22 protein-coding genes are annotated in these 25,099 nt (G+C 72.4%); 7 read left to right on the forward strand and 15 right to left on the reverse strand.

What is annotated here, in order from left to right; all coding sequences use genetic code 11:
* Both AOK03_RS21250 and AOK03_RS21255 read left to right on the forward strand, forming a co-directional pair.
* Window positions 1–1,586 (forward strand): MFS transporter (locus AOK03_RS21250; RefSeq protein WP_341845817.1); only part of this gene is annotated, 1,586 nt, incomplete at its 5' end.
* Between the two features lie 112 nt (window positions 1,587–1,698).
* Window positions 1,699–2,862, forward strand: coding sequence for a hypothetical protein (locus AOK03_RS21255; RefSeq protein ID WP_079074866.1), 1,164 nt, complete (start codon window positions 1,699–1,701; stop codon window positions 2,860–2,862).
* Between the two features lie 101 nt (window positions 2,863–2,963).
* Here the strand turns inward: AOK03_RS21255 and AOK03_RS21260 are convergent, their stop codons facing one another.
* Window positions 2,964–4,859 (reverse strand): ATP-binding cassette domain-containing protein, encoded by a 1,896-nt coding sequence (locus AOK03_RS21260; RefSeq protein ID WP_055566901.1) that lies wholly within the window; start codon window positions 4,857–4,859, stop codon window positions 2,964–2,966.
* Window positions 4,860–5,361: 502 nt separating this feature from the next.
* Between AOK03_RS21260 and AOK03_RS21265 the strand changes: the two genes are divergently transcribed.
* Complete coding sequence (locus AOK03_RS21265) at window positions 5,362–6,540, forward strand: serine hydrolase domain-containing protein (RefSeq protein ID WP_055566902.1); 1,179 nt, start codon at window positions 5,362–5,364, stop codon at window positions 6,538–6,540.
* A gap of 81 nt (window positions 6,541–6,621) precedes the next feature.
* Window positions 6,622–7,107 (forward strand): GNAT family N-acetyltransferase, encoded by a 486-nt coding sequence (locus tag AOK03_RS21270; protein ID WP_055566903.1) that lies wholly within the window; start codon window positions 6,622–6,624, stop codon window positions 7,105–7,107.
* Between the two features lie 57 nt (window positions 7,108–7,164).
* On the opposite strand, the gene sigJ is transcribed toward AOK03_RS21270, so the two are convergent.
* Both sigJ and AOK03_RS21280 read right to left on the reverse strand, forming a co-directional pair.
* Window positions 7,165–8,016 (reverse strand): RNA polymerase sigma factor SigJ, encoded by an 852-nt coding sequence (sigJ, locus tag AOK03_RS21275; protein ID WP_055566904.1) that lies wholly within the window; start codon window positions 8,014–8,016, stop codon window positions 7,165–7,167.
* Window positions 8,013–8,591, reverse strand: coding sequence for a carboxymuconolactone decarboxylase family protein (locus tag AOK03_RS21280; RefSeq protein WP_055566905.1), 579 nt, complete (start codon window positions 8,589–8,591; stop codon window positions 8,013–8,015). The genes sigJ and AOK03_RS21280 overlap by 4 nt, the downstream gene beginning before the upstream one ends.
* A gap of 213 nt (window positions 8,592–8,804) precedes the next feature.
* On the opposite strand from AOK03_RS21280, the gene AOK03_RS21285 reads away from it, so the two are divergent.
* Complete coding sequence (locus AOK03_RS21285) at window positions 8,805–9,605, forward strand: polysaccharide lyase family protein (RefSeq protein WP_055566906.1); 801 nt, start codon at window positions 8,805–8,807, stop codon at window positions 9,603–9,605.
* Between the two features lie 39 nt (window positions 9,606–9,644).
* Here the strand turns inward: AOK03_RS21285 and AOK03_RS21290 are convergent, their stop codons facing one another.
* The 8 genes from AOK03_RS21290 to AOK03_RS21320 form a co-directional block, all read right to left on the reverse strand.
* The gene (locus tag AOK03_RS21290; RefSeq protein ID WP_055566942.1) at window positions 9,645–10,055 is read right to left on the reverse strand and encodes a cysteine/serine endopeptidase inhibitor; all 411 of its coding nucleotides are present in this window, start codon (window positions 10,053–10,055) and stop codon (window positions 9,645–9,647) included.
* Between the two features lie 254 nt (window positions 10,056–10,309).
* Window positions 10,310–12,109, reverse strand: a complete 1,800-nt coding sequence (locus AOK03_RS21295; protein ID WP_055566943.1) for a C40 family peptidase — start codon at window positions 12,107–12,109, stop codon at window positions 10,310–10,312.
* Window positions 12,110–12,187: 78 nt separating this feature from the next.
* A complete protein-coding gene (locus tag AOK03_RS21300) occupies window positions 12,188–13,282 on the reverse strand; it encodes a winged helix DNA-binding domain-containing protein (protein WP_055566907.1) in 1,095 nt (364 codons plus the stop codon).
* Window positions 13,283–13,536: 254 nt separating this feature from the next.
* Window positions 13,537–14,190 carry a DUF5825 family protein gene (locus AOK03_RS21305; protein WP_055566908.1) on the reverse strand — a complete coding sequence of 218 codons (654 nt, stop codon included), beginning with the start codon at window positions 14,188–14,190 and terminating at the stop codon, window positions 13,537–13,539.
* Window positions 14,191–14,232: 42 nt separating this feature from the next.
* A complete protein-coding gene (locus AOK03_RS21310; RefSeq protein WP_055566909.1) occupies window positions 14,233–16,170 on the reverse strand; it encodes a RiPP maturation radical SAM C-methyltransferase in 1,938 nt (645 codons plus the stop codon).
* 68 nt (window positions 16,171–16,238) lie between these two features.
* Window positions 16,239–16,367, reverse strand: coding sequence for a hypothetical protein (locus AOK03_RS44895; RefSeq protein WP_279616328.1), 129 nt, complete (start codon window positions 16,365–16,367; stop codon window positions 16,239–16,241).
* 29 nt (window positions 16,368–16,396) lie between these two features.
* Entirely contained in the window at window positions 16,397–18,181 is a 1,785-nt protein-coding gene (locus AOK03_RS21315; RefSeq protein ID WP_107098052.1) for an alpha/beta hydrolase family protein, read from the reverse strand.
* Window positions 18,178–19,467 (reverse strand): MFS transporter, encoded by a 1,290-nt coding sequence (locus tag AOK03_RS21320; protein WP_079074869.1) that lies wholly within the window; start codon window positions 19,465–19,467, stop codon window positions 18,178–18,180. Before AOK03_RS21320 ends, AOK03_RS21315 begins: the two co-directional genes overlap by 4 nt.
* A 393-nt stretch (window positions 19,468–19,860) precedes the next feature.
* On the opposite strand from AOK03_RS21320, the gene AOK03_RS21325 reads away from it, so the two are divergent.
* Window positions 19,861–20,580, forward strand: coding sequence for an MgtC/SapB family protein (locus AOK03_RS21325; protein ID WP_055566910.1), 720 nt, complete (start codon window positions 19,861–19,863; stop codon window positions 20,578–20,580).
* Window positions 20,581–20,607: 27 nt separating this feature from the next.
* Here the strand turns inward: AOK03_RS21325 and AOK03_RS21330 are convergent, their stop codons facing one another.
* The 3 genes from AOK03_RS21330 to AOK03_RS21340 all read right to left on the reverse strand — a co-directional run bounded on the left by AOK03_RS21330 (window position 20,608) and on the right by AOK03_RS21340 (window position 22,875).
* The gene (locus AOK03_RS21330) at window positions 20,608–21,156 is read right to left on the reverse strand and encodes a TetR/AcrR family transcriptional regulator (RefSeq protein ID WP_055566911.1); all 549 of its coding nucleotides are present in this window, start codon (window positions 21,154–21,156) and stop codon (window positions 20,608–20,610) included.
* 92 nt (window positions 21,157–21,248) lie between these two features.
* The gene (locus AOK03_RS21335; protein WP_055566912.1) at window positions 21,249–22,676 is read right to left on the reverse strand and encodes an Asp-tRNA(Asn)/Glu-tRNA(Gln) amidotransferase GatCAB subunit A; all 1,428 of its coding nucleotides are present in this window, start codon (window positions 22,674–22,676) and stop codon (window positions 21,249–21,251) included.
* On the reverse strand, window positions 22,663–22,875 hold the full coding sequence (locus AOK03_RS21340) for a hypothetical protein (protein ID WP_055566913.1): 213 nt from the start codon (window positions 22,873–22,875) through the stop codon (window positions 22,663–22,665). The genes AOK03_RS21335 and AOK03_RS21340 overlap by 14 nt, the downstream gene beginning before the upstream one ends.
* A gap of 201 nt (window positions 22,876–23,076) precedes the next feature.
* Here AOK03_RS21340 and AOK03_RS21345 point away from each other — a divergent pair, with 201 nt between their 5' ends.
* Window positions 23,077–24,012 (forward strand): MBL fold metallo-hydrolase, encoded by a 936-nt coding sequence (locus tag AOK03_RS21345; RefSeq protein ID WP_055566914.1) that lies wholly within the window; start codon window positions 23,077–23,079, stop codon window positions 24,010–24,012.
* Between the two features lie 15 nt (window positions 24,013–24,027).
* Here the strand turns inward: AOK03_RS21345 and AOK03_RS21350 are convergent, their stop codons facing one another.
* The gene (locus tag AOK03_RS21350; RefSeq protein WP_055566915.1) at window positions 24,028–25,023 is read right to left on the reverse strand and encodes a helix-turn-helix transcriptional regulator; all 996 of its coding nucleotides are present in this window, start codon (window positions 25,021–25,023) and stop codon (window positions 24,028–24,030) included.
* Window positions 25,024–25,099: the final 76 nt, after the last annotated feature.

Raw genomic sequence — 25,099 nt, forward strand, 5'->3', positions numbered from 1 at the left:
CCCCCAGGAACCCCGATCCCACAGACTCCGGCCCCGCAATCCCCGACCCCAAGCTCAAGCCCGAGCCCAAGCTCAAGCCCGAGCCCGAGTCCAAAGACAGGCGCCCACTCGGCCCCGGGCCGCTGACCATCTCCGTGATGTGTCTGTGCGTCACCTTGGTGGTGGGGATGGTCTCCGCCGTGAACCTCGCCGTCCCCGCGCTGTCGCGCAGTGCGCTGCGGCCGTCGGCCGAGTCGGTGATGTGGGTGGTCGACGGCTATGTGGTGTTCTTCGCCTGCCTGCTCATCCCGGGCGGCGCGCTCGCCGACCGGCTCGGCCGCAAGCGCGTACTGGCCGTGGGCATGGGCCTGTTCACCGCCGGATGCGCGCTGTGCGCCGTGGCGCCGGGCATCGGCACGGTGATCGCGGGCCGGGTGGTCAGCGGTGTGGGCGCCGCCGCGGTGCTGCCGACGACGCTGGCCCTGATGGTGGACGGTGCGCCGACGCACCGTCGGCCGCGCCTGGTGGCCGTGTGGGCGTCGATGACGGGGCTTGCGGCCGTGCTGGGCAACGTCGGTGGCGGCGCGGCGCTGCAGATCGGTTCGTGGCGGGCGCTGTTCTGGTGCGTGGTGCCGTTGTCGCTGGTGGCGCTCGTGCTGGTGGTGGCGTTCTCCCCGGCTCCCCCGCGGCACGACCGGCCGCTCTCGGTGGTGTCTGCGGGCCTGCTGACGGCCGGGTTCCTCGCACTCCTTTCGGGCATCGTCTCCGGCCCGGAGGCCGGTTGGGGCAGCGCGCGGGTGCTGGGCGGGTTCGGTGCGGCGGCGGTGCTGCTGACGTCCTGGGCCTGCTGGGAGCTGCGGCGTGAGCATCCCATGCTGGACCCCAGGCTGTTCACCGTGCCGGTGGTGCGGGCCGGGGCGGTCGGCATGGCGCTGGTGTTCCTCGGCATATTCGGCCTGTTCTACGTCAACGGTCAGTATCTGCAGTACGCCAAGGGCTACTCGCCGCTGGGCGCGGGGGTGCGGTTGCTGCCGATGGCGGGCGCACTGTTGCTCGCGCCGCGCTGCGCGGTGGCGCTGGAGCGGCGCACCGGTCAGCGGCTGACGCTCGGGGCGGGTCTCGTGGTGCTGGCGGCCGGTCTGGGCACGGTCTCGCTGGTCGGCCCGAGCACCCCGTATCCGCTGTACGCGTTCGGGGCGACGCTCACCGCGGCCGGATGCGGTCTGGCCACGCCGCTGTTGTCGCACGGCATGATGTCCGCGCTGCCCGCGGACCGGGCCGGGGTGGGCTCGGGATTGCAGAGTCTGGCGCGCGAGCTGGGCAGCGCGCTGGGTGTGGCGGTCAGCGGCAGCGTGGTCACCCAGGTGTTCACGGCGGGCCTCCCCGCACCGCTGCGGGGGCCCGACGCACCGACGACCGTGCCCGCCGCCGAACAGCGCCTGGCCGCGGAGCACTTGGCCTCCCCTGGTCTGCGGCACGCCGTCGTCACGGACTTCACGACCTCCCTCGACACCGCGATGCGGGTGCTGGCCGTACTGGTGGTGGCAGTCGGCGCGCTGGTGGTCGTCTGGTATCCGCGCCGCGAGCCCCGGGTGGCGAGGCCGTAGCCGTTTGTCTCCCGGGTGGCTAGTCCCCCGAGCGTCGCTGGTTCACGGTGGTTCCTCCCAGCCGACCGGCCGAGTGGAGTGGAAGGGACCAACGGTGAGACGAAGACGATTTGTGGCAGGGACGATCGGCGCCTTCTCAGGGATCACTCTCGGTACGAGCCCGGTCCGGGCCGACACGCAGGCGCCCCGGTCGCAGCACCCGCAGAACGTGCAGGGCCGGAACGTGCAGGACCGGAAGCTGCGACAGGACTGGCGGGCCGTGCCGGCGCCGGGCAGTACCCCCGCCGCGCAGCTGCGCCGCGTGTCCGCCGCCGGAAGCGCGCTCGCATGGGCGGTGGGCGAGGAAGGTCTCGCCGGGCCCTCGCGGGGGCGGGCACTGGCGATGCTCTGGAACGGCAGCACCTGGTCGAAGGCCGACCTGTCGCACCTCGACTACAGCGGACGGCTCAGCGACGTCGCCACGGTCTGCTCCACCACCGCGTGGAGCGTCGGCCTGCCCACCGGGGACGCCAGTCCGCTCCTGCGCTGGGACGGATCCACCTGGCGCGAGGCCCCCTTCCCTGGCCGGGGCGAAACCGGCGTCAGGCTCGAATCGGTGGCGGTCGGTGCCGACCGCCGGGTGTGGATCTGCGGTGTCCGTGGCGGCGCCGCCCGTCTGCTCCTCGGCGACGGCAAGCGCTGGACCTGGCTGGACCCGCTTCCGGTCGCGAGCGCCAGCCTCTACCGAATCGTGCTCCGCACCCCGAACGAGGTCTGGGTCAGCGGCGACCAGGCGTCCGGAGGCGGCTGGGCCGGGCTCGTGGCCCGCTGGAACGGGACGTGGACCGTCCTGCCCCCGCTCACGGGCGCCCGCCTGAGCATCAGCGACGTGTACGCGGCCGCCGCGGACGACGTATGGGCCGTGGGCACCGAGGCGGGCGTCGGCGGGCCACCGGGACGCCCCGGCAACCCCGCCCTGGCCCACTGGGACGGCACGGCGTGGAACCGGGTCGAACCGGGCTTCACCGTCGGCTCGTTGTCGGGAATCGCGGGTGACGCGCAGGGCCGCGCCGCCTGGATATCGGGCTGGAACTACCGGGACCAGAGCCGCAGTACGTACCTGCGGCGGGACGGCGGCGGCTGGATCGTCGCCCGGGGCCCGGCGGGCACGGCGACGGCTCCGTACCTCAACGACGTCGCTTCCGTACCCGGCACCGGCGGGTTCTGGTCGGTGGGCATGACCAGCACTGTCCCTGCCCCGCCGACCGAGGCGTACACGGAATGCCTCGACGCCTGACCGAGCGTCAGTGGCCGGCCGGCAAGCCACCCGTCGCCCGGTGGGGCCGCGTCCTGTCCGACGCGGCCCCACGGTGAGGCGGTGCTTGGGTGCGCTCTGGCTCAGCGGTCCTGGGCCAGGGCGTACAGCTCGCCCAGCAGACTCCCCTCGGTCGCGACGAGTTCGTCGAAGGTGCCCTGTTCCCGGACGGCTCCCCGGTCGAGGACGACGACGCGGTCCGCCATCCGTACGTTGTCCAGCCGGTGTGTCACCACCACGGTGATCCGGTCCGGGGCCATGGCCCGCAGCTCCTGGAAGATCGTGTGCTCACCACGGGCGTCCATCTCACTGGTCGGCTCGTCCAAGACGAGGACACCCGGTTCGCGGTACATGGCCCTGGCGCAGGCCAGGCGCTGCCACTGCCCGCCGGACAGCTCGTGGCCGCCCCACACGGACCGGGCGAGGAGCGTGTCCAGTCGGCCGGGCAGTTCGCGCAGCGCCTCGGTCATGCCGACCCGCTCCGCAGCGTCCCAGATCCGTTCGTCGCCGTACTCGCGGGGCTGCCCCAGAGTGATGTTCTCCCGGGCCGCCAGGGGCCAGTGGCCGTTCTTCTGCGGGACCAGGCCCACGTGCCGCCAGACCGACTCCGCGTCCGCGGTGGTCAGATCGGTGTCGTCCCACAGCACCTTGCCGTGGGTGGGCACGGTGAGCCCGGTCAGCATCCGGATCAGTGTCGACTTCCCCGCACCGTTCTCCCCGACCAGCGCGACGATCTCACCGCGGTTGAGCGTGAGGGTGATCGGGCGCACGGCCGAGGTGTCCTTGCCCGGGTAGGCGTACGAGGCGCCTTCGAGGCGGATCCGCTGCGGGGGCCCGGCCTGCACGGTGCCGCGGGCCGTGGTCATGGCGCGGACCTCGTCGACGAACTCGTGGTAGTCGGAGAGGTAGAGGCCGTGGTGGAACATCACCGTGCCGTATCTGATGATCGAGTTCAGGGCGCGCCCGGCGGTCTGGGAGGCGACGACGGCCGTGCCCGCGACGGCCGTCGACATGGTGCCCGCGAGCACCAGCGCGGCCAGTGCGAGCCACATGCCGAGGGTGAACAGGCCGCCGAGGGACGCGGCCAGCAGCGTGATCAGCAGATAGGGCCGGGCCCCCGCCAGCTCACGGCCTTCCACGCGGTCGCACATCGCCCGGTACCAGAAGTGCAGGTAGCCGCGCATCGTGTTGGCCCGCAGTTCGTCGGCGAGCTCGGCCGTGGTCAGCCACCAGCGCATCATGCCGCGCACGTTGCGGGCGGAGACCGTCCGGTCGTGGACGCGGTAGTCGACCCGCGCCGCGATGACTCCGCCCAGGCCACGGGGGACGACGGAGAGCAGGAGCACGCCGAGCAGCAGCGGGTGCAGGGACGTGAGGACGGTCGCCGCGGACACCAGCTGGACGAGGCCGTTGGTCAGGGTCTTGGCGTCGTCGGCGAGGTCGACGGCGCGCAGGGCGCCGATCTCCGCCGCCTTGCTCCGGTCCCCGAAGCCCTCCGCGTCGTACGCGGCGAGCTCGGCCCGCATGTGCAGGTCGACGAGGGTGAGGTCCGCGGCCGAGGCGATCTTCGGGTTGAGGCGCCGGGTCGCCCAGTCCGCGAGGATCCACATCGCGGCGCCGGTGGCCATGGCCACGACGGCGACGACCAGCGCGGGCCACGCGTGGGTGAGGCCCGCACGGGGGTCGGCGGCCATCAGCTGCGGCAGCGCGCGGGCGACGGCGCCGAGCATCACGGCCGTGCCGAGGCCGGAGAGGAGTTGGCAGACGACGACCGTGCTGGTCATGCGCCGGTCGACCGTCCAGGCCAGCCGGGCCGTCTGGAGCAGCGCCGCGGGGATGCGGCGGGCCATGTCGCGCAGGGTGGCGTCGTCCATGGCACGACGGTGCTTGCGGCCGTTGTAGTCGAGCTCCGGCGGCTCGGACGGCGGCGGGACTGCCGTCCGAGGGGCGGGGACGGGTGTGTTGCGCGGCGTCGTCATGCCCCCCACCCCGATGACGGTCGTGATGCGGAGGCGAACAGGACGCGACGTACGTCGACCGGTCGCCGGAACGCGGTCGCCGCGGCAGCCTGCGCGGGCGGATTCTCGAACACGGGGTGAAGGGCGGTAAGCACGCGGACGGGATTCACAAGTTCTCCTCGGTAGCAGTGGACGAACACAGCACCGAGACAACGCTGCTGATCACAGGGCCGATACGGGCACCCATGGGCGACGGATCGAGCGAAAGTTCGACGCCGGGCGGGCAGCGCAAGTGCCGACGGCCTTGACGTCCGCCCCCTGCGCGTTCGATTCACTCTCACGGGGATCGGCCTGCCAGACACCACGGGCGAGCGCGGCCGGGAACTGGTATTGGCGCCACCGCCGGAGAGCGTGTGCCGGAGAATGGCTGAGACCCACTCAACTCAGGTAAGGGCAGGCAACCTTCGCGGCAGGCCTTCCGGTCCCCCACCCTCGACGAACCCATCGATCAAAGGGGCAGGACATGTCAGGACGGACCGCTCCGGCGGGCGTGACCGCATTGGCGGTGGTGACTGCAGTGGCAGCAGGGACGCTCGTGGCACCCGCCACGGCGGCTGCCCAGGACCGTCACTCCGCCACCTGGCGTGCCATGGACGCCGCTGTCGAGGAAGGCGTCCCCGGAGTGACCGGCCAGGCTGATGACAAGTACGGCACCTGGAACGGCACCTCGGGCGTCGGCGACCTCACGACCGGCAGACCACGCGACTCCCGCGACCACTACCGCATCGGCAGCATCACCAAGACCTTCGTGGCGACGGTTCTCCTGCAGCTCGCGGGCGAGGGGAAGATCGACCTGGACGACACGGTCGACCACTGGCTGCCCGGCCTCGTGCGCGGCAACGGCCACGACGGCAGGCACATCACGGTCCGCCAGGTCCTCAACCACACCAGCGGCATCTACGACTACTACGCGGACGACGACTTCGCCGCCTCCTTCAGGCTGCGGGACGGCTTCTTCGAGCACCGGTACGACACCTGGCGTCCCGAGCAACTGGTGGCGGTCGCCATGCGACACGAGCCGACCAGCTCCACACCGGGCACGTCGTGGCACTACTCCGACACGAACTACATCGTCGCCGGAATGATCGTGCAGAAGGTCACCGGGCGTTCGTACGCGCACGAGGTCCGCAAGCGCATCATCCAGCCACTGGGGCTGCGGCACACCACGGACCCCAGCACCGGCTCGGACATGCCGCGGCCCAGCAGTCGCGCGTACTCCAAGCTCGCCGACGACAGCACGGGCCCGACGTACGACGTCACGGAGTTCAACCCGTCCGCCGCCTGGACGAGCGGGGGGATGATCTCCGACTCGGCCGATCTGAACCGCTTCTACGCGGCCCTGCTCGGCGGTCGGCTGCTGCCCACGCGGCAACTCGCCGAGATGATGACGACCGTTCCCATGGGTGAGGAATTTCCCGGGGCTCGCTACGGTCTCGGACTCGCCCGACGGACGCTCAGCTGCGGCGAGGAGGTCTGGGGCCACCATGGCGGCATCCTCGGCTCCACCTCCGAGGCAGTGACGACCAAGGACGGCCGCCACTCGCTCGCCTTCAATTTCAACGGCGACTGGGCCGGCAACAGCAACGCGGTGCTCGAAGCCGAGTTCTGCGGGCCGCGGACCGGAACACACGACCGCTCGTGAACACCATGAGATCCATAGGATGGCGCCATGGGACGTTCGACGCCGATAGCACCGTCGGCTCAGCCACTCACGGACGATGTGGTGGCCGTCAGACCCCGGCGCGCGTCGGATCTGCCCGCCATCGAGGCAGCGAGCCATGACCCCGAGACGCTCCGTTGGCTCGACGACACGCCCATGGACGCGGCCGACCGCGGCACGAGCCTGTCCCGGACCGAGGAGGCCTGGCGGACCGGGCGGGCGGCGCCGCTGGTGGTCGCGGACGCCACGACGGACGAGCCGGTCGGGATCGTCAACCTGCAGTTCCGCGACGATGCCGTGGCGACCGTCGCGTACAGCGTGTTCCCCGCGCATCGCGGCCGCGGCATCGCCCCGAGGGCCGTGCGGCTGCTCGCGGGATGGGCTCTGGGCGAACTCCGGCTGACGCAAATCCTCTTGGAGGCCGCGGAGGCCAACACGGCGTCGGTCAGGGTCGCCGAGAAGTGCGGGTTCGAGCGGGTCGGCAGCCGGGTCGAGCCGAGTGCGGAAGGTCCGCACACGCTGCTCGTGTTCGCGTGCACGAAGGCCTGAATGCCTCCACGGGGTGCCGGGTGGCCGTCACCACCCGGAACCCCGTGCCGGTGCCCGCTACCTGGCGAGCTCCGCGGGCTCGTCCAGCCGCGTCAGCTTCCGCGGGTTCACCACCGCGTGGATCCGGGTGACCTGTCCGTCCTCCACCACGAGGCTCACCGCGGCCAGTTGGCCGTCGACCTCGACCCGGCCCGCGGGCGCGCCGTTCAGCCACACCGTCGACACCGTCCGGTCCGGGCGGGCCAGCAGTGCCGCCACGAGTTGCGCCCCGTGGACGGGGGCCGGGGCCGCGGCCGCCACCCCGCCGCCGTCGGCGATCAGGACCACGTCCGGCGCCATGACCTCCATCAGGTCCTGCACCTGCCCGGTGCGCAGCGCGGCCAGGAACCGCTCGACCACCAGCTGCTGTTCCGAGCGGCTCACCTTCGTCCGGGGCCGCCGCGCGGCCACGTGCTCGCGTGCGCGGCTCGCGATCTGACGCACCGCGGCCGCGGACTTGCCGACGGCCCCGGCGATCTCGCCATACGGCATCTCGAACACCTCGCGGAGCACGAACACCGCCCGCTCGGTCGGCCCGAGCGTCTCCAGCACCGTCAGCAGCGCGATCGAGACGCTCTCCGCCAGTTCGACGTCCTCGGCCACGTCGGGACTGGTCAGCAGCGGTTCCGGGAGCCACTCGCCGACGTAATCGACGCGGCTGCGCGCCACCGTCCGCAGCCGGTTGAGGGCCTGCCGCGTGACGATCCGCACCAGGTACGCCCGCGGATCACGCACCTGCGCACGGTCGACGTCGGCCCACCGCAGCCAGGACTCCTGCAGCACGTCCTCGGCGTCGGCAGCCGACCCGAGCATCTCGTAGGCGACGGTGAACAGGAGGCTGCGGTGGATGACGTACGGGTCCTCGGTCATGCCGTCGACGCCACGCCGGATGCCTCGGGACGCGTCGCGAGCGGAATCTCGCAGGCGTCGGAGAATCCCTGCGAGGAGACTCCGTTGGCGACGTTGACCCTGGTCGCCAGGTTGACGTAGGCGATCACCGTGGTGAGCTCGACCATCGCCGCGGGCCCGAGCCGGTCCAGCAGGCTTGCGTACTGCTCGTCGGTGACGGTCATCGGCGTGTCGGTCATGGCCTCCGCATACTCCATCACGTCCCGCTCGATCGGGGTGAAGACCTCCGAGGTCCGCCAGCGCGGCACCTGGCTCGCCTTGGCCAGGTCAAGCTTCTCGTTCCGGGCCAGGAAGTAGCCGACGTCGAGGCACCAGCTGCAGCCGACCTGTGCCGCGACGGCCATGTGGGCGAACGACTTGAGACTGGCGTCGGCCGCGTCCCACGCGCCCACCTTGCCGCCGAACTCCAGGCTGTCCTGGGCTACGTGCGGGCTGTGCCACACCACCTCGACGTTCTCGGGAACGGCGCCGAACTGGTCGATCATGTTCGCCGCGAGCTCGGCGGGGAGCTCGGCCTTCGGGAGACGTAGCGTCACGGTGCACTCCTTGTACGTGTGCCTGTTGGGCTGTTCGACATGAAGACACCGGCGCCCCCTCGAATGTGACAACGGGGATCGAAGAGCTTCTTATTGACTGTGGCCCGTCAAAACGGGAATCTATTGCACACTCGCGAACGATGTTCACCCACATGAACATCGGCTGTGTGGCGCGTCGTTACTCATCGAATGGCCATGAGGAGGCTGCGGGAAATGAGCGCATCGAGACGGTCGGTACTGGGTGCCGCGCTGGGCGGAGTCGCGGGGGCCGCACTGCCGGGAGTCGCGGCGGCCGCCGCCGCGCCGGAGCAAGCGGCCGCCGCCGGATGGCGGTTGCGGTGGTCGCCGACCGCGCGCGAGGACGGCATGCGGGCCTGGGAGACCGTCGAGGACGACCGGGCCGGTTCGCACCCGGCGGCCAAGCCGCACATCCGCACCGACGGCGACAACTGGCGCTTCACCATGCACACGGTGGACCGGGACAGCTCGGCCGACCGGCAGCGGCAGGAGGTCACCGGATGCCGTGACGGCGACACCTTCCTGCGCTGGCTGCCCGGCGAGACCTGGCGGCTGACGTACTCGATGTACATCCCGGACTCACTGCGGGCGACCACCACGTTCACGCACATCATGCAGATGAAGCAGCCCGGCAACGGCACCTCACCGATCGTCGTGCAGTCGCTGCGGCGGGTGGACGGGGCGGAGACCATCGAGCTGAAGGTCTTCGAGTCGGACACGCTCGTCGGCCGCACCGCGCTGCCGCCGCTGCACAACAAGTGGACCGACGTGGACTTCCAGATCAAGATCGGCAACGGCTCTTCGGGGTCCGTCCGCTGGATCCTCAAGAGCGGCGGCAGCACGGTGATCGACAAATCCAGAACGGGCGTCGACACCCTCCTCGCCGACCGGGTGCGCCCCAAGTGGGGCATCTACCGCTCCCTGGGGGACAGTTCGGGCTCTCTGAAGGACTGCCACCTGCTCCTCACCAAGCCGCGGGCGTACCAGCTCGTCTGAGGCGGGGACGGCCCCGCCCGGGCCCGCCGCGCGGTGCGGCTACCGCACGAACTTCCACGTGATCCCGTTGATCACGCCGACATCGAGGGGCGCCAGGCGGCCGAACGCGGTCTGGCTGAGGTCGATGTGCGTCGAGGCGCAGGACGGGCACTTGTCCCGCACCGGGACGGTGATCGTCCTGCCCTGGTACGTCACCTGCACCGAAATGCCCTGGCACAGCGGGTCGTTGTTCGGGTTTGCGCTGGTCCACCAAGCGGCGGACACGGCGACCAGGTCCTGGGTCGACGCGTCGATGGGGGTTCCGCAGGCGCCGTAACCCTTGTCGTTGTAGTACGTGGACTTTCCGGACATCGGCTGGCCGATGGGTATGTCGGCGTGGGCCGTGCCGGTGCCGACCGCGACACCGACCACCGCTGCGGCCACGACGCCGGTCCACCGTCTGAGCCTCATGTTGTGCCACCCCACTCCCGTCGCGGGCACTCTCGGGCCGAGAGCGCTCTCATGCGGCGAGAGCTTGCGGGGGCCGACCGCGCAGCGGCAAGGCTCCTACGTCCCGTTTGGCGTCATTCCGCCCTGGCCCGTGGGCGGTTGAGGATCTCGTGCGTCAACTGCTGACGAGGCACGGGAGGCCGGGGACCGGCCGCCGCGCACGCCCATGACGCGCGGCCGGGAAAGGCGTGATGGCGGTGCCGACGCCCGTCCGGTCAGACGCGGTGGACGGTGTGCAGGGCGTCCGCGTAGATCCCCGGCCCGTCCAAGGTGGACGCACCCGAGACGTCCGCCATGGTCGGGCCGTCGGCGCTCTTGCGGCTGGAGAGGAAACGTCGCCTGCCCGCCCGGTCGAGGCCGAGGTAGACGCCCACGTGATCGACGTCGTACGCATCCGGATCCTCGGGATCCCCCGCCACGTCGTTGACGTCGAACAGGACCAGGTCACCCGGCTGCAACTGCCCCAGATCGGGCGCGGAACCGCCACTGCCCGCCCGCTGGGCGACGCGGACACCAGGCGCGAAGTCCACCATCGCACCGGACTTGCGGGGCAGCGCCTTCTTCGCCGGGTCCTTCACCGCCACCATGCCTACGCCCAGGTGGAAGCCGTAGACCATCCGCACGTAGCCGGAGCAGTCCAGGTTCCCGCGCTGGCCGCCCTCCGGCCGCCGGGTCTCGTCGGGGAAGGTCCACGGCCGTTCCATGTAGTCGTGGAAGTCCGCACCGACGGGACGCAGCCCCTGGCTGTCGGGCTTTCCGTACCCCGCCTCGCCCAGGACGTCCGCGCCCGCCACCCGCGGGTCCGCGCCCCGCACGCCCGGGGCACCGGGCAGGAACATCATCGCGTACGAGAGGACGTCCGGGGCCATCGAACCTGCCCAGCCGCGCACGGTGGCCTCGACGGCCGGTGTCCACTCGCCGTCGAACGGCGCGTCCAGGAGCCGCACCCAGTCGCGATGGGTGACCGCGGGCGGCGTCTCCCAGGTCGCGGCGGTCACCTCGAAACGGCCGACGGTCAGGGTGACGGGCAGATTCGTGCAGCCGGGAGAGGCGAAGCCGCGGATGCCCACCCGCCCGCTGCGGAGCCCGGCCTCGGAGTCCTCGATCTCCACGGTGGGCCGCGTGGGTTCCGCGCCGGCCGCGGGCCACGCCGTCACTTGCGCCTTTGCCCCCTTGCGGCGCACCCGGATCCGCCACGCGTCGCCCGCCCGCACGTCCGTGGCGAGCGGACCCGCCTCGGCCAGCAGCGTCGTTTCGCCGTTCATCACCTTCTCGACGCGCAGGTCGACCTCGCCCTTCGTGGTGAAGGAGAGCCGGGCCCGGTAGTGGGCGCCGCCGCCCCGGTACCCGAAGAGCAGGGCGAAGGAACAGGCGTTGCCCGTGGGCACCTTGTCGAAGGCTGCCTCACAGGAGACGTCGGCGTCGGATATCCCGTCGTCGGTCAGGGTGGCGTAGCGGCCCGCCTCCGTGTCCTTGAGGAGCATGGTCGCCGCGCCCTTGGTGTGGACCCCGAAGTCGGCATCGCCGGCCGTCCCCCCGTACACGCTCCAGGTGCCACCGGCGGGTGAGGTGCCCCAGCCGGGCTTCAGCCGCTTGGCGGGCAGGAGCGCCGGATCGGGGACCAGCCGGTCGAACACGTCGGTGAAGGACTGCTTGTTCTCCGTGAACGTCCGCTCGGGCCCGGACAGCAGGACGGTACGGGCCCCCTTCGTCAGCACGGCGACCCGCTGCTGCCCGTGCCGGACCTCCGTGCGCACGGGCGCGCCCGGCAGCACCGTCGCGCTCAGCTCCCCGAGAAAGGAGCGGGCGAAGGCCGCCGTGTCGTACGGCGTCCCGGTGAAGGTCATCGAGGAGCGCGGGCCGGTCGTCGAAGCGGACGCCGGTGGGGGCGACGCCGCGGGTGTGGACGCAGTCGCGCGGGCCGGGGACGCGGTGGCTTCGGCCGGGGGAATCGCGGCCGAAACGGTGAGGGCCCCGAGGGCGCCGAGGAGACTGCGGCGGGAAGTGTCGGTCACGTGCCACATCATCACCACGGCCCCCCGGAAGAACCTCGTCCGGTACACGGGCCTCAGGGCCCCCGCTGCCACGAGCAGTCAGACGGCCTCGACCCGTACGCGCTCGCTTGCCTTGTCCGAGAGGAACGCCGCCATCGCCCGCCCCTCCTCCGCGACCTCGGCACGCTCCGCGCGGGAGAAGCGCCGCAGCGGCCTCGCCACCACGGTGTCCTCCTCCACCGTCCACGTCGCCGCGACCCGCCCGTCGACCAGCACGACGCGTTCCCCGGCGACCGACAGGCCGCGGTGGTCGTCGTCGATGATCCGGCCGCGGTCCTGGTAGCCGAGGATCGCGTTGTCGAACGCGGGCAGGAAGCGCACCGGCGCGGGTGTGTCGGGGTCCGGGCGCGGCGCGTCGGGGAGGTCGAGCAGTTCACGGCCGCGCTCGTCGCGGAAGGAGACCAGTTCCGCGCGGGCGGCGGCGACCGCGGCCGGGAGCCCGGCGAGGCCGCTCCAGGCGCGCAGGTCGGCGGTGGCGGCGGGGCCGTGCGCGGCCAGGTAGCGGCGCAGGAGGACTTGGCCCACCGGGTCGGAGTCGGCCGTGTCCGACGGATCGGGTTCCCTGCCCAGCCAGGTGGAGAGCGGGAGGTTGCGCACACCCCCCTTGGTGCGCCACAGGCCGCGCGGCGGCAGTTGGGCCATCGGCACCAGGGCGGCGATCAGCATCTCGCCCAGCGCGCGCGGCGCCACCTCCGGCCAGCGGTCGGCGACCGCCCGCGTGAGCTCGGCCATGCTGCGCGGCTCCCCGTCGGCCATCGTCTCCCGGCCCGCCACGGCGAGTTCGTCGAGGTCCACGCCGTCGAGGTCGCGGCGGTAGACGCCGAGGACCCGCTGGCGCAGCATCGCGTCGTGCCGGGCGCGCCAGGCGAGGACGTCGTCGGCGGTGACGAGGTGGACCGTGCGGCGCATGAGGTGCGTGCGCACCACGCGCCGTTCGACGAGCAGGTCCGAGAGGGTCCCCGGCTCGAAGGCCCGCAGCCTGGACCAGAGTCCGATGAACGGCTCCTGCGGTTCCTGCGCCTGCAGCCCGCAGAGGTGCGCGACCGCGTCGAGGGCCGGCATGTCGGCACGGTCGAGGAGCAGTTGCCGGGCGAGCGTGGCGCGGCCCAGGGTCCGGGTGTCGAGCACGGTCACCGGACCACCGCCGGGTGCGTGCCGGTCGGCCGGTGGGCGGGCCCCGGGACGGGTCGGGGCGAGGGGGCGTGCACGGACATGCGGCTGCTCCTGGGGTCTCACGGCTCGGCTCGGCGCCGGGACGCGGCGCGCTGTGCTCCGACGCCCCTCGGCCGGGCACCACAGTCGCAGACGACGCGGTCAGCTTCTGTCCGCTACTCCCTTCCCCGCCCGTCCTGGCCTTCCGCTCCCACCGGTCGGCCGATCGCGCCCCCTCAGATCGCGATCGACTGCTGGAGCCAGCGGCTGACGCGGTACGGGAGCCACCAGGCGTACGGGCCGATGTCCATGACGAGTTGTTCGGATCGGAAGTCGTCCAGGACGGCCTTCGGGACGGTGTCGGCGAGGGCGCCGTGGTCGAGGGCGTCGATGACCGTCTCGTACTCGGGTTCGTCGGCGGTGAAGCGGCGCAGTTCGCCCCAGCGGCGGTCGCGGATCTGGATGAAGCCGGGGCCTTTGCGCCAGAGGCACTTGCACAGGTAGTGGCCGCGCCGCCAGGTGTTCAGCGCCGCCTCGGCCCCGGCCGGGCCCAGCAGCGCGGCGGGCGGCTGGAGGTGGCTGAGCAGCCGCCAGCGGTCCTCCGCGTCCGGGTCGAGGCGCAGTTCCCACTCCACCATGACGGCCCGCGCGGTCAGGTCCCGGACGAGGCCGAGTCCGTGCAGTGCGGCGGACGGGTCCGCGGTGGCGGTGAGGTCGACGGGCGCGGGCAGGCGGACCCGGCGCGCACCGAGTTTCCACAGGCGTTCGGCCTGGCCGCGGGGCGGTCCCGGCAGCGGCACCTCGCCGAGGAACATGCCGGGCAGCGCGCACGCGGCGGGGTCGTAGTCGCGCCAGGCCAGGAGTGTCGGCGTGGCGAGGGTGGCGGTCATCTTGCTCCTCCAGGTCGGACCGGTCGAGCCGGGTCGGGTGGGTCAGGCCGGTTCGGGGACGCCGGTGCCGTCCTGGGCCACGGACGCGGGGTCGGCGTCCGCCGCGTGGATGTGCCGCATGAAGTCGAGGCGGAGCAGGTCCTCGTTGACCGCGGCCGGTGCGATGTGGACGTACTGGCCCGCGTCGGCGAAGACGATGCCGAGCGCGATCCAGGAGTCGAGGAGTTCCTGGACCTGGGTCTCGTCGCGGGCCGGGGCGGGCACGCGGGCGGCGGCCTTCCGCAGAAGGGCCTGGACGCTGTGCGGTTGGTCGAGGAGGCGGAAGACGGCCAGCTCGAAGGGGTCGGTCAGCTCCATGGCGTGCCAGGAGAAGGTGCGGCGGCGGCTGACGAGGACGATGCGGTCGCCGTGGTCGTCGTGGGTGAGACGGGCGTCGGTGTGGTGCTTGCGCCAGTCGGCGAGGGCGGCGTTGAGCGTCTTCACGGTGGGCTCGTCGATGCCGCGGGCCGGGGCCTCGAAGACGTACGCCATGCCGTACAGCTCTTCTTCGGGCAGGTCGTAGGTGAAGCGGTAGTGCCCTTCGGGGCGCAGGCCGGTGAAGCCGAGTTCGGGGCGTTCGAAGTAGGGGCTGAAGCGCTCGATGGCGATGCGGGCCGAGAGGTCGACCGGCGGGTCGAGGTGTTCGAGGGCGGGAATCTGCGCGATGACGGGGTCGTAGTCCTCGGCGCTCTCGCCGGGGAAGCCGTGGAGGTAGTTCCAGGCGACGGAGAGTCCGGTCTCGGCGCCGTCGCGCAGCATCCGGACGTTCTGGCAGCCGCTCACGCCCTTGTCCATCAGGTCGAGGACCCGGCTGTTGAGGCTCTCGATGCCGGGCTGGACGTAGATCAGTCCCGCTTCGGCGAGGGTGCGCAGCTGGCTGCGCTTCATGTTGGCCTTGATCTCGATGTGCAGGCGCAGGTCGTAGCCGCTGTCGATGATGCGGGGCAGGACGGTGGTCAGGTACCGCATGTCGAGGATGTTGTCGACCACGTACATGTCCAGGACCCGGTGGCGGCGGGCCAGGTCCATGATTTCGTCGTAGAAGGTGTCCGGGCTCTTGGAACGGAACTCCATGAACGAGCCGTTGAGCCCGCAGAAGGTGCAGTGGTGTTTCTCGCCCCACCAGCAGCCGCGCGCGCCTTCGACGACGAGTTTGGGCTCCACCCAGTTGCGGGCCACGGACGCGGCGAGGCGTTCGAAGTAGCCGCTGTAGTCGGGCGGCAGGATCGCGGCGGGCGGCAGCGGCTTGGTGGCCATGGAGTTGGCGACGCTCTTGCCCGTGGCGTCGCGATGGCAGAGCCCCGGGATGTCGTCGAGCGGGGTCTTCTCCGTGAGTGCGGTGAGCAGTGCGGGGAAGGCGGCCTCGCCCTCGCCTCGTACGACGTGGTCGACGAAGGCGAAGTTGCGGTGCACGGCGGCGCCCTGTTCGCCGTCGCAGTTGGCGCCGCCCATGACGGTCACGAGGTGCGGGGCGAGTTCCTTGACGCGGCGGGCGCAGGCGAGTGCGGCGGTGTTCTGCTGGAAGGTGGAGGTGAAGCCGACGACGTCGGGTTCGCTCGCCACGACCTGACGGGCGATCATCTCGACGAACTCGGGGACGATCCGGTGCAGGTCGCGCGTCATCTTCATCCGCGGGGCCTTCAGCTTGCCGGTCATCGTGGCGGTGAACTCCTCGTCCCGCCAGTTCGGGTCGTCGTAGAGGGCCGAGGAGAAGACCCAGTCGCCGCAGCCCATGAAGTACGAGGAGAGCGCGTAGTACTCGTAGTCGTCACCGGTGAACTCGGTGCGCTCGGTGATCCAGTCGGTGAAGGCGAGGTTGGCGTGCAGCACCTCGGCGGTGGCGCCGGGGACGCGCTCGTCCACGCTCCGTTTGAGGATGCCCAGGGCGAGCGACGGAAGGTCGATGGGTGACCAGGGCATGTTGACCAGCAGTACGCGCACGGGCGTTCCTCCGGGGGGTGAGGGCCGGCCGGCCCCCGGGGCGTGCCCGGGGGCCGGCCGGTTGGGGATCAGTCCTCGACGCTGTCGTCGCCGTCTTCGGCGTTGCGGAACGGGACGGTGACCGTGATGCCGACGCTCGGCCTACGGTTCGTCTCGTCCTCCGCGAGCGGGTCGTTGTGGATGACGTCCTTCTGCATGGGCTCTCTCCTCTCGGTAGTTCAGTGATTCAGTGCTGCACGGTGTGGTGCACTGACCCCTCACCTCTCGGAGTGGGGCGTCTGGGTGGGCGGAGCTCCCGGTCGAGGAAGAGCACCGCGCGGCGGAGTACGGCCATGTGGTCGCCGCCGTCGTAGCCGTCGTGCCCGGAGTCCAGCCACAGGGACTCGTGCCGGGCGCCGGCCGCGTGGAGCGCGCCGAGGTAGGAACGGACCTGTTCGGCGGGGCACTTGGTGTCGTGCGTGGCGGCGACGACGAGCAGTGGGTCCCGTACGCGGGCGGCGTACCGGATCGGGGAGCTGTGCGCGTAGCGCGCGGGCACCTGGTCGGGGGTGCCGCCGAACAGCCGCTCGTCCAGGGCGCGCAGGGCCACGGTGCCCGAGGCGTGGGCGGCGGCGTAGTCGGCGACGGGTTTCACGGCGACGCCCGCCCGCCACAGGCCGGGCCGGGTGCCCAGGGCGAGCAGGACGAGGTAGCCGCCCCAGGAGGTGCCCCACAGTCCGGTCGCGTCCGGGCGGATCAGGCGGCGCGCGGCGAGGTCGGCGTGGACGGCGGCGAGGTCGGCGACCTGGGTGTGGCCGACGCCGTCCCGGAACGCGCGCTGCCAGCGGGGCCCGTAGCCGGTGGAGCCGCGGTAGTTGACCCGGGCGACGGCGAAGCCGGAGGCGACGAGTGAGTGCACGGTGCCGTCGTAGGCGTCCCTGTCGTGGTCGGCGGGGCCGCCGTGCACGAGGAACACGGCGGGGTACGGTCCTGGGCCGTCGTCGGGGAGGCTCAGCAAGGTGTGCACGGGGCCGTCGGGTCCCGGGGTGCGGATGTCCTGCACGGTGCCGGGGACGCGGCCCGTGACGGTGCCGAGCGGCGGCAGCGGTGTGCCGGTGCTTGAGGTCATCGTCGGCGGGTGCGTGGTGTCGGTCCAGAGGGTGTGGAGGTCGCCGCCGGGTCGCGGGGCCGCGTCGAGGAGCGTGCCGGGCGGGGTGGGCACGGGTTCGAGGGTGCGGCTTTCGAGGTGGGCGCGGTGGAGCAGGGAGCGGCCCCGGCGGTCCTGGCGGATCAGGACGGAGCGGCCGTCCGGGTACCAGCGGGCGGTGATCTGGGTGTCGAAGGCGCACCAGTCGTGGGTGACGGTGCCGGTGGCGGGGGCCCAGGTGGCGAGCAGGTAGCGGTCCTCGCGCTCGCGGACGAGCAGCAGCGTCGAGCGTGGTCCCGCGGGCGCGAAGCCGAGGGCCCACAGTCTGCCGTGCGGGCCGTCCCCGGGCAGGACCGCGGCGACGGTGCCCGCGGGGGTGAGCAGGGTGACGGCGGCGGGCGAGTCCGCGGTGCGGGTGAGGGCCAGCAGGTCGCCGCCGGGGGCGAGTCCGGCGAGGGCGGCGGGGCCGTCGACGCGCGTCACCTCGCGGCCGGGTCCGCCGCGTGCGCCGATGCGGATCGTGGTGCTGTCGTCCAGGCCGATGCCGACCGTGGCGATGGGCCCGCCGATGACGGCGAGTCCGCGGGCGGTGCCGTCCGGGACGCCGGTGAGGCCGGGCAGGTCGGGCCCGCCCGTGAAGGCCTGGTGGCGCCAGTGGCCGACGCCCCGGGCGTCCTCGGCGAACCACCAGACCCGCGCGTCCCGGTCGATGGCGCCGTGCAGGGTGCCGCCGGGCCGGTCGGTGACCTGGCGGGCACCGCGGGACGCGGTGTCCCAGGTGTATACCTCGCAGCGGCCTTCGGCGTCGGCGGTGAAGACCATCCGGCGCGGGTCGGCGGCGCACACCTCGGGCAGCGCGGCGCGGTAGACCTGGAAGCCGCTCATGCGGCGGCCTCCGCGAGGGCGGACCGCCGCGTGGTGTGGACGGCGAGCAGGGCGAGGAGGGCGGCGCAGCCCAGGGCGGGTGCGGCGGTGCCCACTTGGTCCGCGCAGAGTCCGGCGAGGACGGGGGCGAGGGCCGCGGTGCCGCCGGACGCCGTCGCGAGCACCGCGCCGACCCGCGCCTGCAGCGAGGGTTCCGTCACGAGGAGGGCGCGCGTCTGGAGCACGACGGCCGGCAGCGGCACGAGCAGGCAGACGGCGCCGAGCAGCAGGCCGTACGTCCAGGGCCCGGCGGCGGTGGCGAGGGCCGCGGTGAGCGGTACGAGCAGCCAGGTCACGGCGACGAGGACCCGGGCGGCGCCGACGCGGACGGCGACCCGGGGCGCGGCGAGCGAGCCGGCCAGACCCGCGGCGCCGGAGACCGCGAGGACGACGCCCAGCGGGAGGGCGCCCGAGCCGGAGCGTTCCAGCGCGAAGACGGCGGCGTAATAGAGCGCCACGGCGACGCCGTTGACGAGAGCGATCCACACCAGCACGAGGCGCAGCACCGGTTGCTGCCGCACCAGGCGCAGCCCCGCGGCGGCCTCGCGGAGCAGGCCGCCGCCGGTGGGCTCCGCCGGGGCCTTCAGTTCGGCCCGCATGCCGCGTACGCAGCAGGCGGCGACGGCGTACGAGAGGGCGTCGGCCAGGAAGGGCAGCGCACGCGAGAGGTGGTAGGCGGCGCCGCCGAGGGCGGGCCCGAGGATGAGCGCGCCCTGGTCTGCGGCGGCGAGTCGGGCGACGGCGCGGGGCTGGTCGTCGGGCGGGCAGACCAGGACGACCGTGCCGCGTGAGGCGGCGTCGTGGGTGGCGGTGGCGAACCTCTCGACGAGGACGGCGCCCAGGAGGTGCGCGAGCGTGAGGTCTCCGAGGGCGAGCACGAGGGCGACGGAGCCCATGGCGAGCGCGGAGACGGTGGCGGACCAGAACATGATCGTCTTGCGGGCGCCGCGGTCGGCGGGGATGGCGGCGAGCGGTCCGAGCAGGATCCCGGCGGCCAGCGAGAGGCCGGCGACCAGCCCGGCGGTCTGCGCGGAGTGGCCGAGGGCGAGGAGCAGCAGCGGGAGTACGACGCCGGATGCCTGGGTGCCGAGCGCATCGGCGGCGTTCGCCCACCAGAAGAGGCGGAAGTCGCGGGCGGAGGTGCCTCCGTGAGAGACAGATCCGGTGGGGTTGGGTCCGGAAGGGATAGGTCCGGAAGGGGTGGATCCGCCGTGGTCCGGCGTGTCCGCCTGCGCAAACGACTCCACGCACGTCCTCCATGAACATGAAGCAGCTGTGAAGAGATGTGTAGAAAGTGAAACGGGAGCCGGATCGTAGCCAGCGCTCCGAGCGCGCTACAAGGCGTGGAAGCCGCTGACCGAAAAGCGCGGCGGAGGCGCCACGAGGCGGGCTTTTGCCACGGCCACAAGGGGAGGTACGAGTTCCGGCAGGGCTCACGAGGCCGATGTGACGTGAGGGATCCCCGTGACTCAAGGGACGCCATAGAGGACACGTACATCAATGCGCGAAGGGCGGAAATTACGTACGTACGAGCCCTCGCCTAGGGTGGTGGGGGCAGCAGGCAGCGGCGCCGGTCCAGCGGGAGTATGGCCGGTTCGCGACGGTACGAGCGGCACCGTGAGGACCGCGGAGGGCGAGCGATGGAACCCAGTGGGCAGGGCTGGTTGCAACTGGCCGAGTTCGCCGTCGCCTTCGTCCTGTCCGCCGCGATCGGCCTGGAGCGGGAGATCCGGCAGAAGGCCGCGGGCCTGCGGACCTACACCATCGTCGGCGTCGGCTCAGCCCTGTTCACGCTGGTCAGCAAGTACGGGTTCACCGATGTGCTGCAGTCCGGCACCGTCACCCTCGACCCGTCACGGGTGGCCGCCCAGATCGTCTCCGGACTCGGCTTCATCGGCGCCGGGGTCATCTTCGTGCAGCGGGGGTCCGTACAAGGCCTGACCACGGCGGCCACCATCTGGCTGACGGCGGCCGTGGGTTCGGCAGCGGCGGCCGGCCTGCCCCTGCTCGCGGTGCTCGCCACCGCCTCGTACTTCCTCGTCGCGTACGCCATCCGCCCCCTGGCCCGCAGGCTCTCGCTGCTGCGCTCGGTGCCCGTGCACTTCCGCATCACCTATCTGCAGCGCCCCGGTCTGCTGCACGACCTGTTCGCGGAGTGCTCGCGCGCCGGTTTCGACATCGCCGAAGTACGCACCCTCAGCGCGACGGGCCCCATAGGCGCGTACGACGGCGGCACGGAACACACCGTCGAGGTGCTGCTCGCTCTGGCGGGGCACGGCGACGGCGACGCGCTGACGGCACGGTTCGTGGCGGTGGACGGCGTCGTGGCGTGCGCCCGGCCCGGCTACGGCGACGAGTGAGCCCGCGCGCCCGCCCCCTTCTTGGGCTCACGCAGCGGCGTCGAGCACTCCGGCCACCAGCATCCGCGCGTACGCCGCGTCGCACCCAAAGGGGCGGAACAGGATGCGGTACATCATCGGTGCGACGACGTGGTCGAGCACCGTCTCGACGCCGGGTCCGGTCTCCCCGCGGTCGGCCGCGCGGGCGAGGATGACGTCGATCTGTTCGGCCGCGTACGCCGAGCACCGGCCCGCGTTGCTGCCGTCCGGGTCGCCGAGCAGGGCGTCGCGGATGTACGCGCGGCCCGCGGGGGACGCCATCTCGTCGAGGAACTGCTCGGCCCAGGCCTGCAGATCGGCCCTGAGGTCGCCCAGGTCCTGCGGCGGCGTCTCGGGGCGCAGCCGCTCGACCGCCACGTCCGACAGGAGCGCCTGCAGATCGCCCCAGCGGCGGTAGATCGTCGAAGGGGTCACTTCGGCGCGGGCCGCGATCAGGGGAACCGTCAGCGCGTCGCGGCCCACCTCCTCCGCGAGTTCACGCACGGCGGTGTGCACCGCTTCCTGGACGCGGGCGCTGCGCCCGCCGGGGCGCGCCATCGGTCTACGACTCACGGCATCACCTTAAAGCGCATCCTTGTGACGACTGGCGGGCGGCTGGCGGACGGCGGGGCCCGGTCCGGGGGGTGTCCCTACGTGGCCACGGCCACCGGAGCGTACCCGCGCGCAGGCACCGTCTCCTCGTACGCGTGCCCCACCCGCAGCACCGTCGCCTCGGCGAGGGGCCGCCCGAGCAGCTGCATGCCGATGGGCATGCCCGCTCCGTCGTGCCCGACCGGGACGGTCAGCGCCGGAACACCGGTGATGTCCGCGGGCGCCGACAGGCGGACGTACGCGTCGGAGACGCTCTCGCTCGTGCCGTCGGGCCACACGATGACCTCCTGGTCCGAGCGCACCGCCGTCACGGGAACGGTCGGGGCGACGACCACGTCGACCTCGTCCAGCATCCGCAGCCACGCCTGCCGCATGAGCGTGCGGGCCCGTTGGGCACGCAGATAGTCCCCGGCGGACATGAGCGCGCCGGCCTCCAGCAGGATGCGGATGTCGGCTCCGTACCGCTCGGGGGCCGAACGCAGTGTCCGCTCGTGGTACGCGGTGGCTTCGGGGACCATCAGGCCCCACTGCGTGGCCTGGACGTAGCGGGCCATCGGAATCTCGACCTCGACGAGCGTCGCACCGAGAGCCTCTAGTCGAGTGATGGCGCCGCGCACCGCCGCCTCCACCTCGGGGTCGACGTGCTCGAAGTAGTAGTTGCGCGGAACGCCGACCCGCACGCCCCTCAGGTCCGCGCCCGGGAGCGGCCGGTAGTCCACGGAGGACGGGGTGGGGAGGCTGGCGGGGTCGCGGGGGTCGTGTCCCGCGAGGACGGACATCACCAGGGCCGCGTCCTCGACCGTGCGCGTCAGGGGTCCCACGTGGTCCAGCGACCAGGACAGGGACGTCACGCCGTGCCGGGGAACGAGGCCGTACGTGGGCTTGAGGCCGACGACGCCGTTCAACGCGGCCGGCACGCGGATCGACCCTCCGGTGTCGGTGCCCAGGGCGAAGGTCGCCGCGGCCGCCGCCACGGCGACGGCCGAACCGCCGCTGGAACCGCCCGCCACGCGGCTCGGGTCCCACGCGTTGCTGGTCTGGGGCGTGGTCAGCCCGTAGGCGAACTCGTGCGTATGGGTCTTGCCCACCAGGGCGGTACCGGCCGCGGCCAGTCGCGCGGCGACCGTGCTGTCGGCGGCCGCGCGGTGGTCCGCCCGGACCCGGGAACTTGCCGTGGTCGGCACACCGGCGACGTCGATCAGGTCCTTCAGTGCCACGGGAATGCCGTGCAGCGGGCCCCTCAGGTGGCCACCGGCTGCGGCGTCGCCGACTGCGGCCGATGCGGCACGTTCGGCCGCACGCGCCGACTCCCGTGCCCGCTCCGCCGTCACGGTGACGTAGGCCTGGAGGCCCGGCTCGGTCCGCGCGATCCAGTCGAGCACCGAGTCCACCAGTTCGACGGGGGACAGCCGCCGCGCCCGGATCTCGTCCGCGGCAGCGGCCAGGGACAACTCATACGGCTGCATCGTGCGCCCCCTCTGCCGCGCGGTGGGCGGCGGGCGGGGTGTCGGCGAAGTCCAGTTCACGGAGGACGGCGACGACGGAGTGGATGTGGTCGGCCGTGGCTGCCACCGCCTTGCCGCGGTCACCCGCCAGCGGAAGCCCGGAGCGTGCGGCCCACCGAGCGGCCTCAGGCGGTGTGAGCTGCGGTTCTGCGTCGGGCATGGAGATCCCTTTCTCTGCCGGGGCCGGAGCTGGGGCCGAGCCCGGTGCGGTGCGGTGAAGGGCAGTGCGGTGTGGTGCGGGCTACCGGATGCCACTACCCCGCTAAAAGCTAAGCGTTTGCGTTAGCCACAACGTAAGACCTACGCTCGCTAAACGCAAACGGTTAGCTTTAGCTCTGTCGGCACCGAAGGGACCCGCCCCATGCAGACGCAGACTTCACCCACCCACCCCACCGAGGTCCCGATCCCCCACTGGACCGTCGGCGACGTCACCGTCCACCGCATCGACGAAATCGCGCTGCCGCCCGCGACCGGCCCCTGGCTGCTGCCCGCCGCGACGCCCGACGTGCTCGCCGAACACCACTGGCTGCGCCCGGACTTCGCCGACGACGCGGGCGTCCCGCACCTGGACAGCCACACCTTCGCGCTCACCGTGGGCACCCTGCGCGTACTCGTCGACACCGGCATCGGCAACGGCAAGACGCGGGCGAACCCGGCGTGGCACGACCTGCGCACCGACTACCTCCAGCGCCTCACCGACGCGGGCTTCCCGCCGGACTCGGTCGACCTCGTCGTCCTCACCCACCTGCACACCGACCACGTCGGCTGGAACACCCGCAAGGTGGAGGGCACTTGGCGTCCGACCTTCCCCAACGCCCGCTACGTCACCTCGCGCGTCGAGCGGGAGTTCTGGGCCGGTCACGACATGGACGAACCGCGCCGCCAGATGTTCCGCGACTCCGTGGATCCGGTCGAGGACGCGGGACTGCTCGACCTCGTCGACGTCCCCGCCGAGGGCGCCGAAGTCGCCCCCGGCGTGCGCCTTGTGCCCACTCCTGGACACACCCCCGGGCACATCGCCGTCCAGGTGAGCAGCCGCGGCGCGTCAGCCCTGATCACCGGCGATCTGCTCCACCACCCCGTACAACTCCCCCATCCCCACATCGGAAGCTGCGTCGACATCGACCCCGAGCAGTCCGAAGCCACCCGCCGTGACCTGCTCGCCTCGCTCGTCGGCACGGAGACGCTGCTCCTCGGCACCCACTTCCCCGACCCGACGTCCGGCCGCGTGGTCTCCCACGGAGACGGAGATGCGTACCGCCTGGCACCCGTCCCGCCGACGCGCGCCAAGTCCTAGCGTCACGGCCCGCGATCAGGTCCGACGGGCGAAGGACGCGAGGCGGTCGGCGAACGCGGTGACGAGTTCGCGCAGTTCGTCGGGGCGTTCGACGACGAAGGGCCGGTCGAGCGAGGCGAGCAGCGGAGGCAGCCAGTCGAGCCGTTCCGCCCGCACTTCGGCGCGCAGCCAGGGCTCGTCCGCCCGGCCCTCCTTTCCCGCACCCTCCGCAGGAGCGCACTCCGCCAAGCTCGCGATGCCGACGGGAAGGCGGGCGCGGACCTGTTCGACCGTCCCCTGGATCCGCAACGTCACCTCGTACCGGTACGCGGCCTCGGCGAACCCCGTCAGGACGCGGTCCGCCGGATCGCACTCGTCCGGGACCTGGAACGAGCCGGGCAGGGGCCGCACGGCCGCGATGCGGTCGAGCCGGAAGGTCCGGTCCTCCGCGATCTCCGGGTCCGTGCCCGTCACGTACCACCGGCCCGCGTGGGCGACCAGCCCGTACGCGTGCAGCGTGCGGTCGCCGCGGCGGCCCTTGCGGTCCGTGTAGCGGAGCGAGACCGGCCGTCGGTGGCGTACCGCATCGGCGAGAGTGAGCAGGACCTCCGCGTCCGGTGCGGCGAACGCGCCCGGTTCGCCGGTGAAGGCCAGGGAGTCCAGGACCGTGTCGAGGCGGCGGGCGATGCGGGCGGGCAGTACCCGCCGGATCTTGGCGGCCGCCGTCTCGCTCGCCGTGTCCCCCGGAGTGAGACCCGCTCGGCGACCGGCGATCAGGCCGAGCAGTACGGCGAGCGCCTCGTCGTCGCCGAACATCAGCGGAGGCAGCGCCGTGCCGGGGGCGAGCCGGTATCCGCCGTAGCGCCCGCGCACCGACTCGACCGGCACGTCGAGATCGATCAGCTGGTCGACGTAGCGCCGCACGGTCCGCCCGTCGACACCGAGCCGGTCCGCCAGTTCGGCCACGGTGCGGGTGCCGCCCGACTGCAGCAGTTCCAGGAGCGTGAGCACGCGGCCGACGGGTCGAGACATGTCCGCAGCCTAGCGCCGATACAGGACCGATTCTGTCCACTATTCGTCCTAGCGTGTGATGCACACCGACCGCAGC

Origin of the sequence: Streptomyces atriruber (assembly GCF_001418325.1) — a bacterium.
Classification (GTDB): Bacteria; Actinomycetota; Actinomycetes; order Streptomycetales; family Streptomycetaceae; genus Streptomyces; species Streptomyces atriruber.

Bases quoted from the DNA above. Each gene is read 5' to 3' on its own strand.
- AOK03_RS21340 (WP_055566913.1), bottom strand. From the start codon at position 22,875: ATGCCCGACGCAGAACCGCAGCTCACACCGCCTGAGGCCGCTCGGTGG.
- AOK03_RS21290 (WP_055566942.1), bottom strand. From the start codon at position 10,055: ATGAGGCTCAGACGGTGGACCGGCGTCGTGGCCGCAGCGGTGGTCGGT.
- AOK03_RS21325 (WP_055566910.1), top strand. From the start codon at position 19,861: ATGGAACCCAGTGGGCAGGGCTGGTTGCAACTGGCCGAGTTCGCCGTC.
- AOK03_RS21335 (WP_055566912.1), bottom strand. From the start codon at position 22,676: ATGCAGCCGTATGAGTTGTCCCTGGCCGCTGCCGCGGACGAGATCCGG.
- AOK03_RS21330 (WP_055566911.1), bottom strand. From the start codon at position 21,156: ATGGCGCGCCCCGGCGGGCGCAGCGCCCGCGTCCAGGAAGCGGTGCAC.
- AOK03_RS21315 (WP_107098052.1), bottom strand. From the start codon at position 18,181: ATGAGCGGCTTCCAGGTCTACCGCGCCGCGCTGCCCGAGGTGTGCGCC.
- AOK03_RS21265 (WP_055566902.1), top strand. From the start codon at position 5,362: ATGTCAGGACGGACCGCTCCGGCGGGCGTGACCGCATTGGCGGTGGTG.
- sigJ (WP_055566904.1), bottom strand. From the start codon at position 8,016: ATGACCGAGGACCCGTACGTCATCCACCGCAGCCTCCTGTTCACCGTC.
- AOK03_RS21285 (WP_055566906.1), top strand. From the start codon at position 8,805: ATGAGCGCATCGAGACGGTCGGTACTGGGTGCCGCGCTGGGCGGAGTC.
- AOK03_RS21305 (WP_055566908.1), bottom strand. From the start codon at position 14,190: ATGACCGCCACCCTCGCCACGCCGACACTCCTGGCCTGGCGCGACTAC.
- AOK03_RS21260 (WP_055566901.1), bottom strand. From the start codon at position 4,859: ATGACGACGCCGCGCAACACACCCGTCCCCGCCCCTCGGACGGCAGTC.
- AOK03_RS44895 (WP_279616328.1), bottom strand. From the start codon at position 16,367: ATGCAGAAGGACGTCATCCACAACGACCCGCTCGCGGAGGACGAGACG.
- AOK03_RS21345 (WP_055566914.1), top strand. From the start codon at position 23,077: ATGCAGACGCAGACTTCACCCACCCACCCCACCGAGGTCCCGATCCCC.
- AOK03_RS21350 (WP_055566915.1), bottom strand. From the start codon at position 25,023: ATGTCTCGACCCGTCGGCCGCGTGCTCACGCTCCTGGAACTGCTGCAG.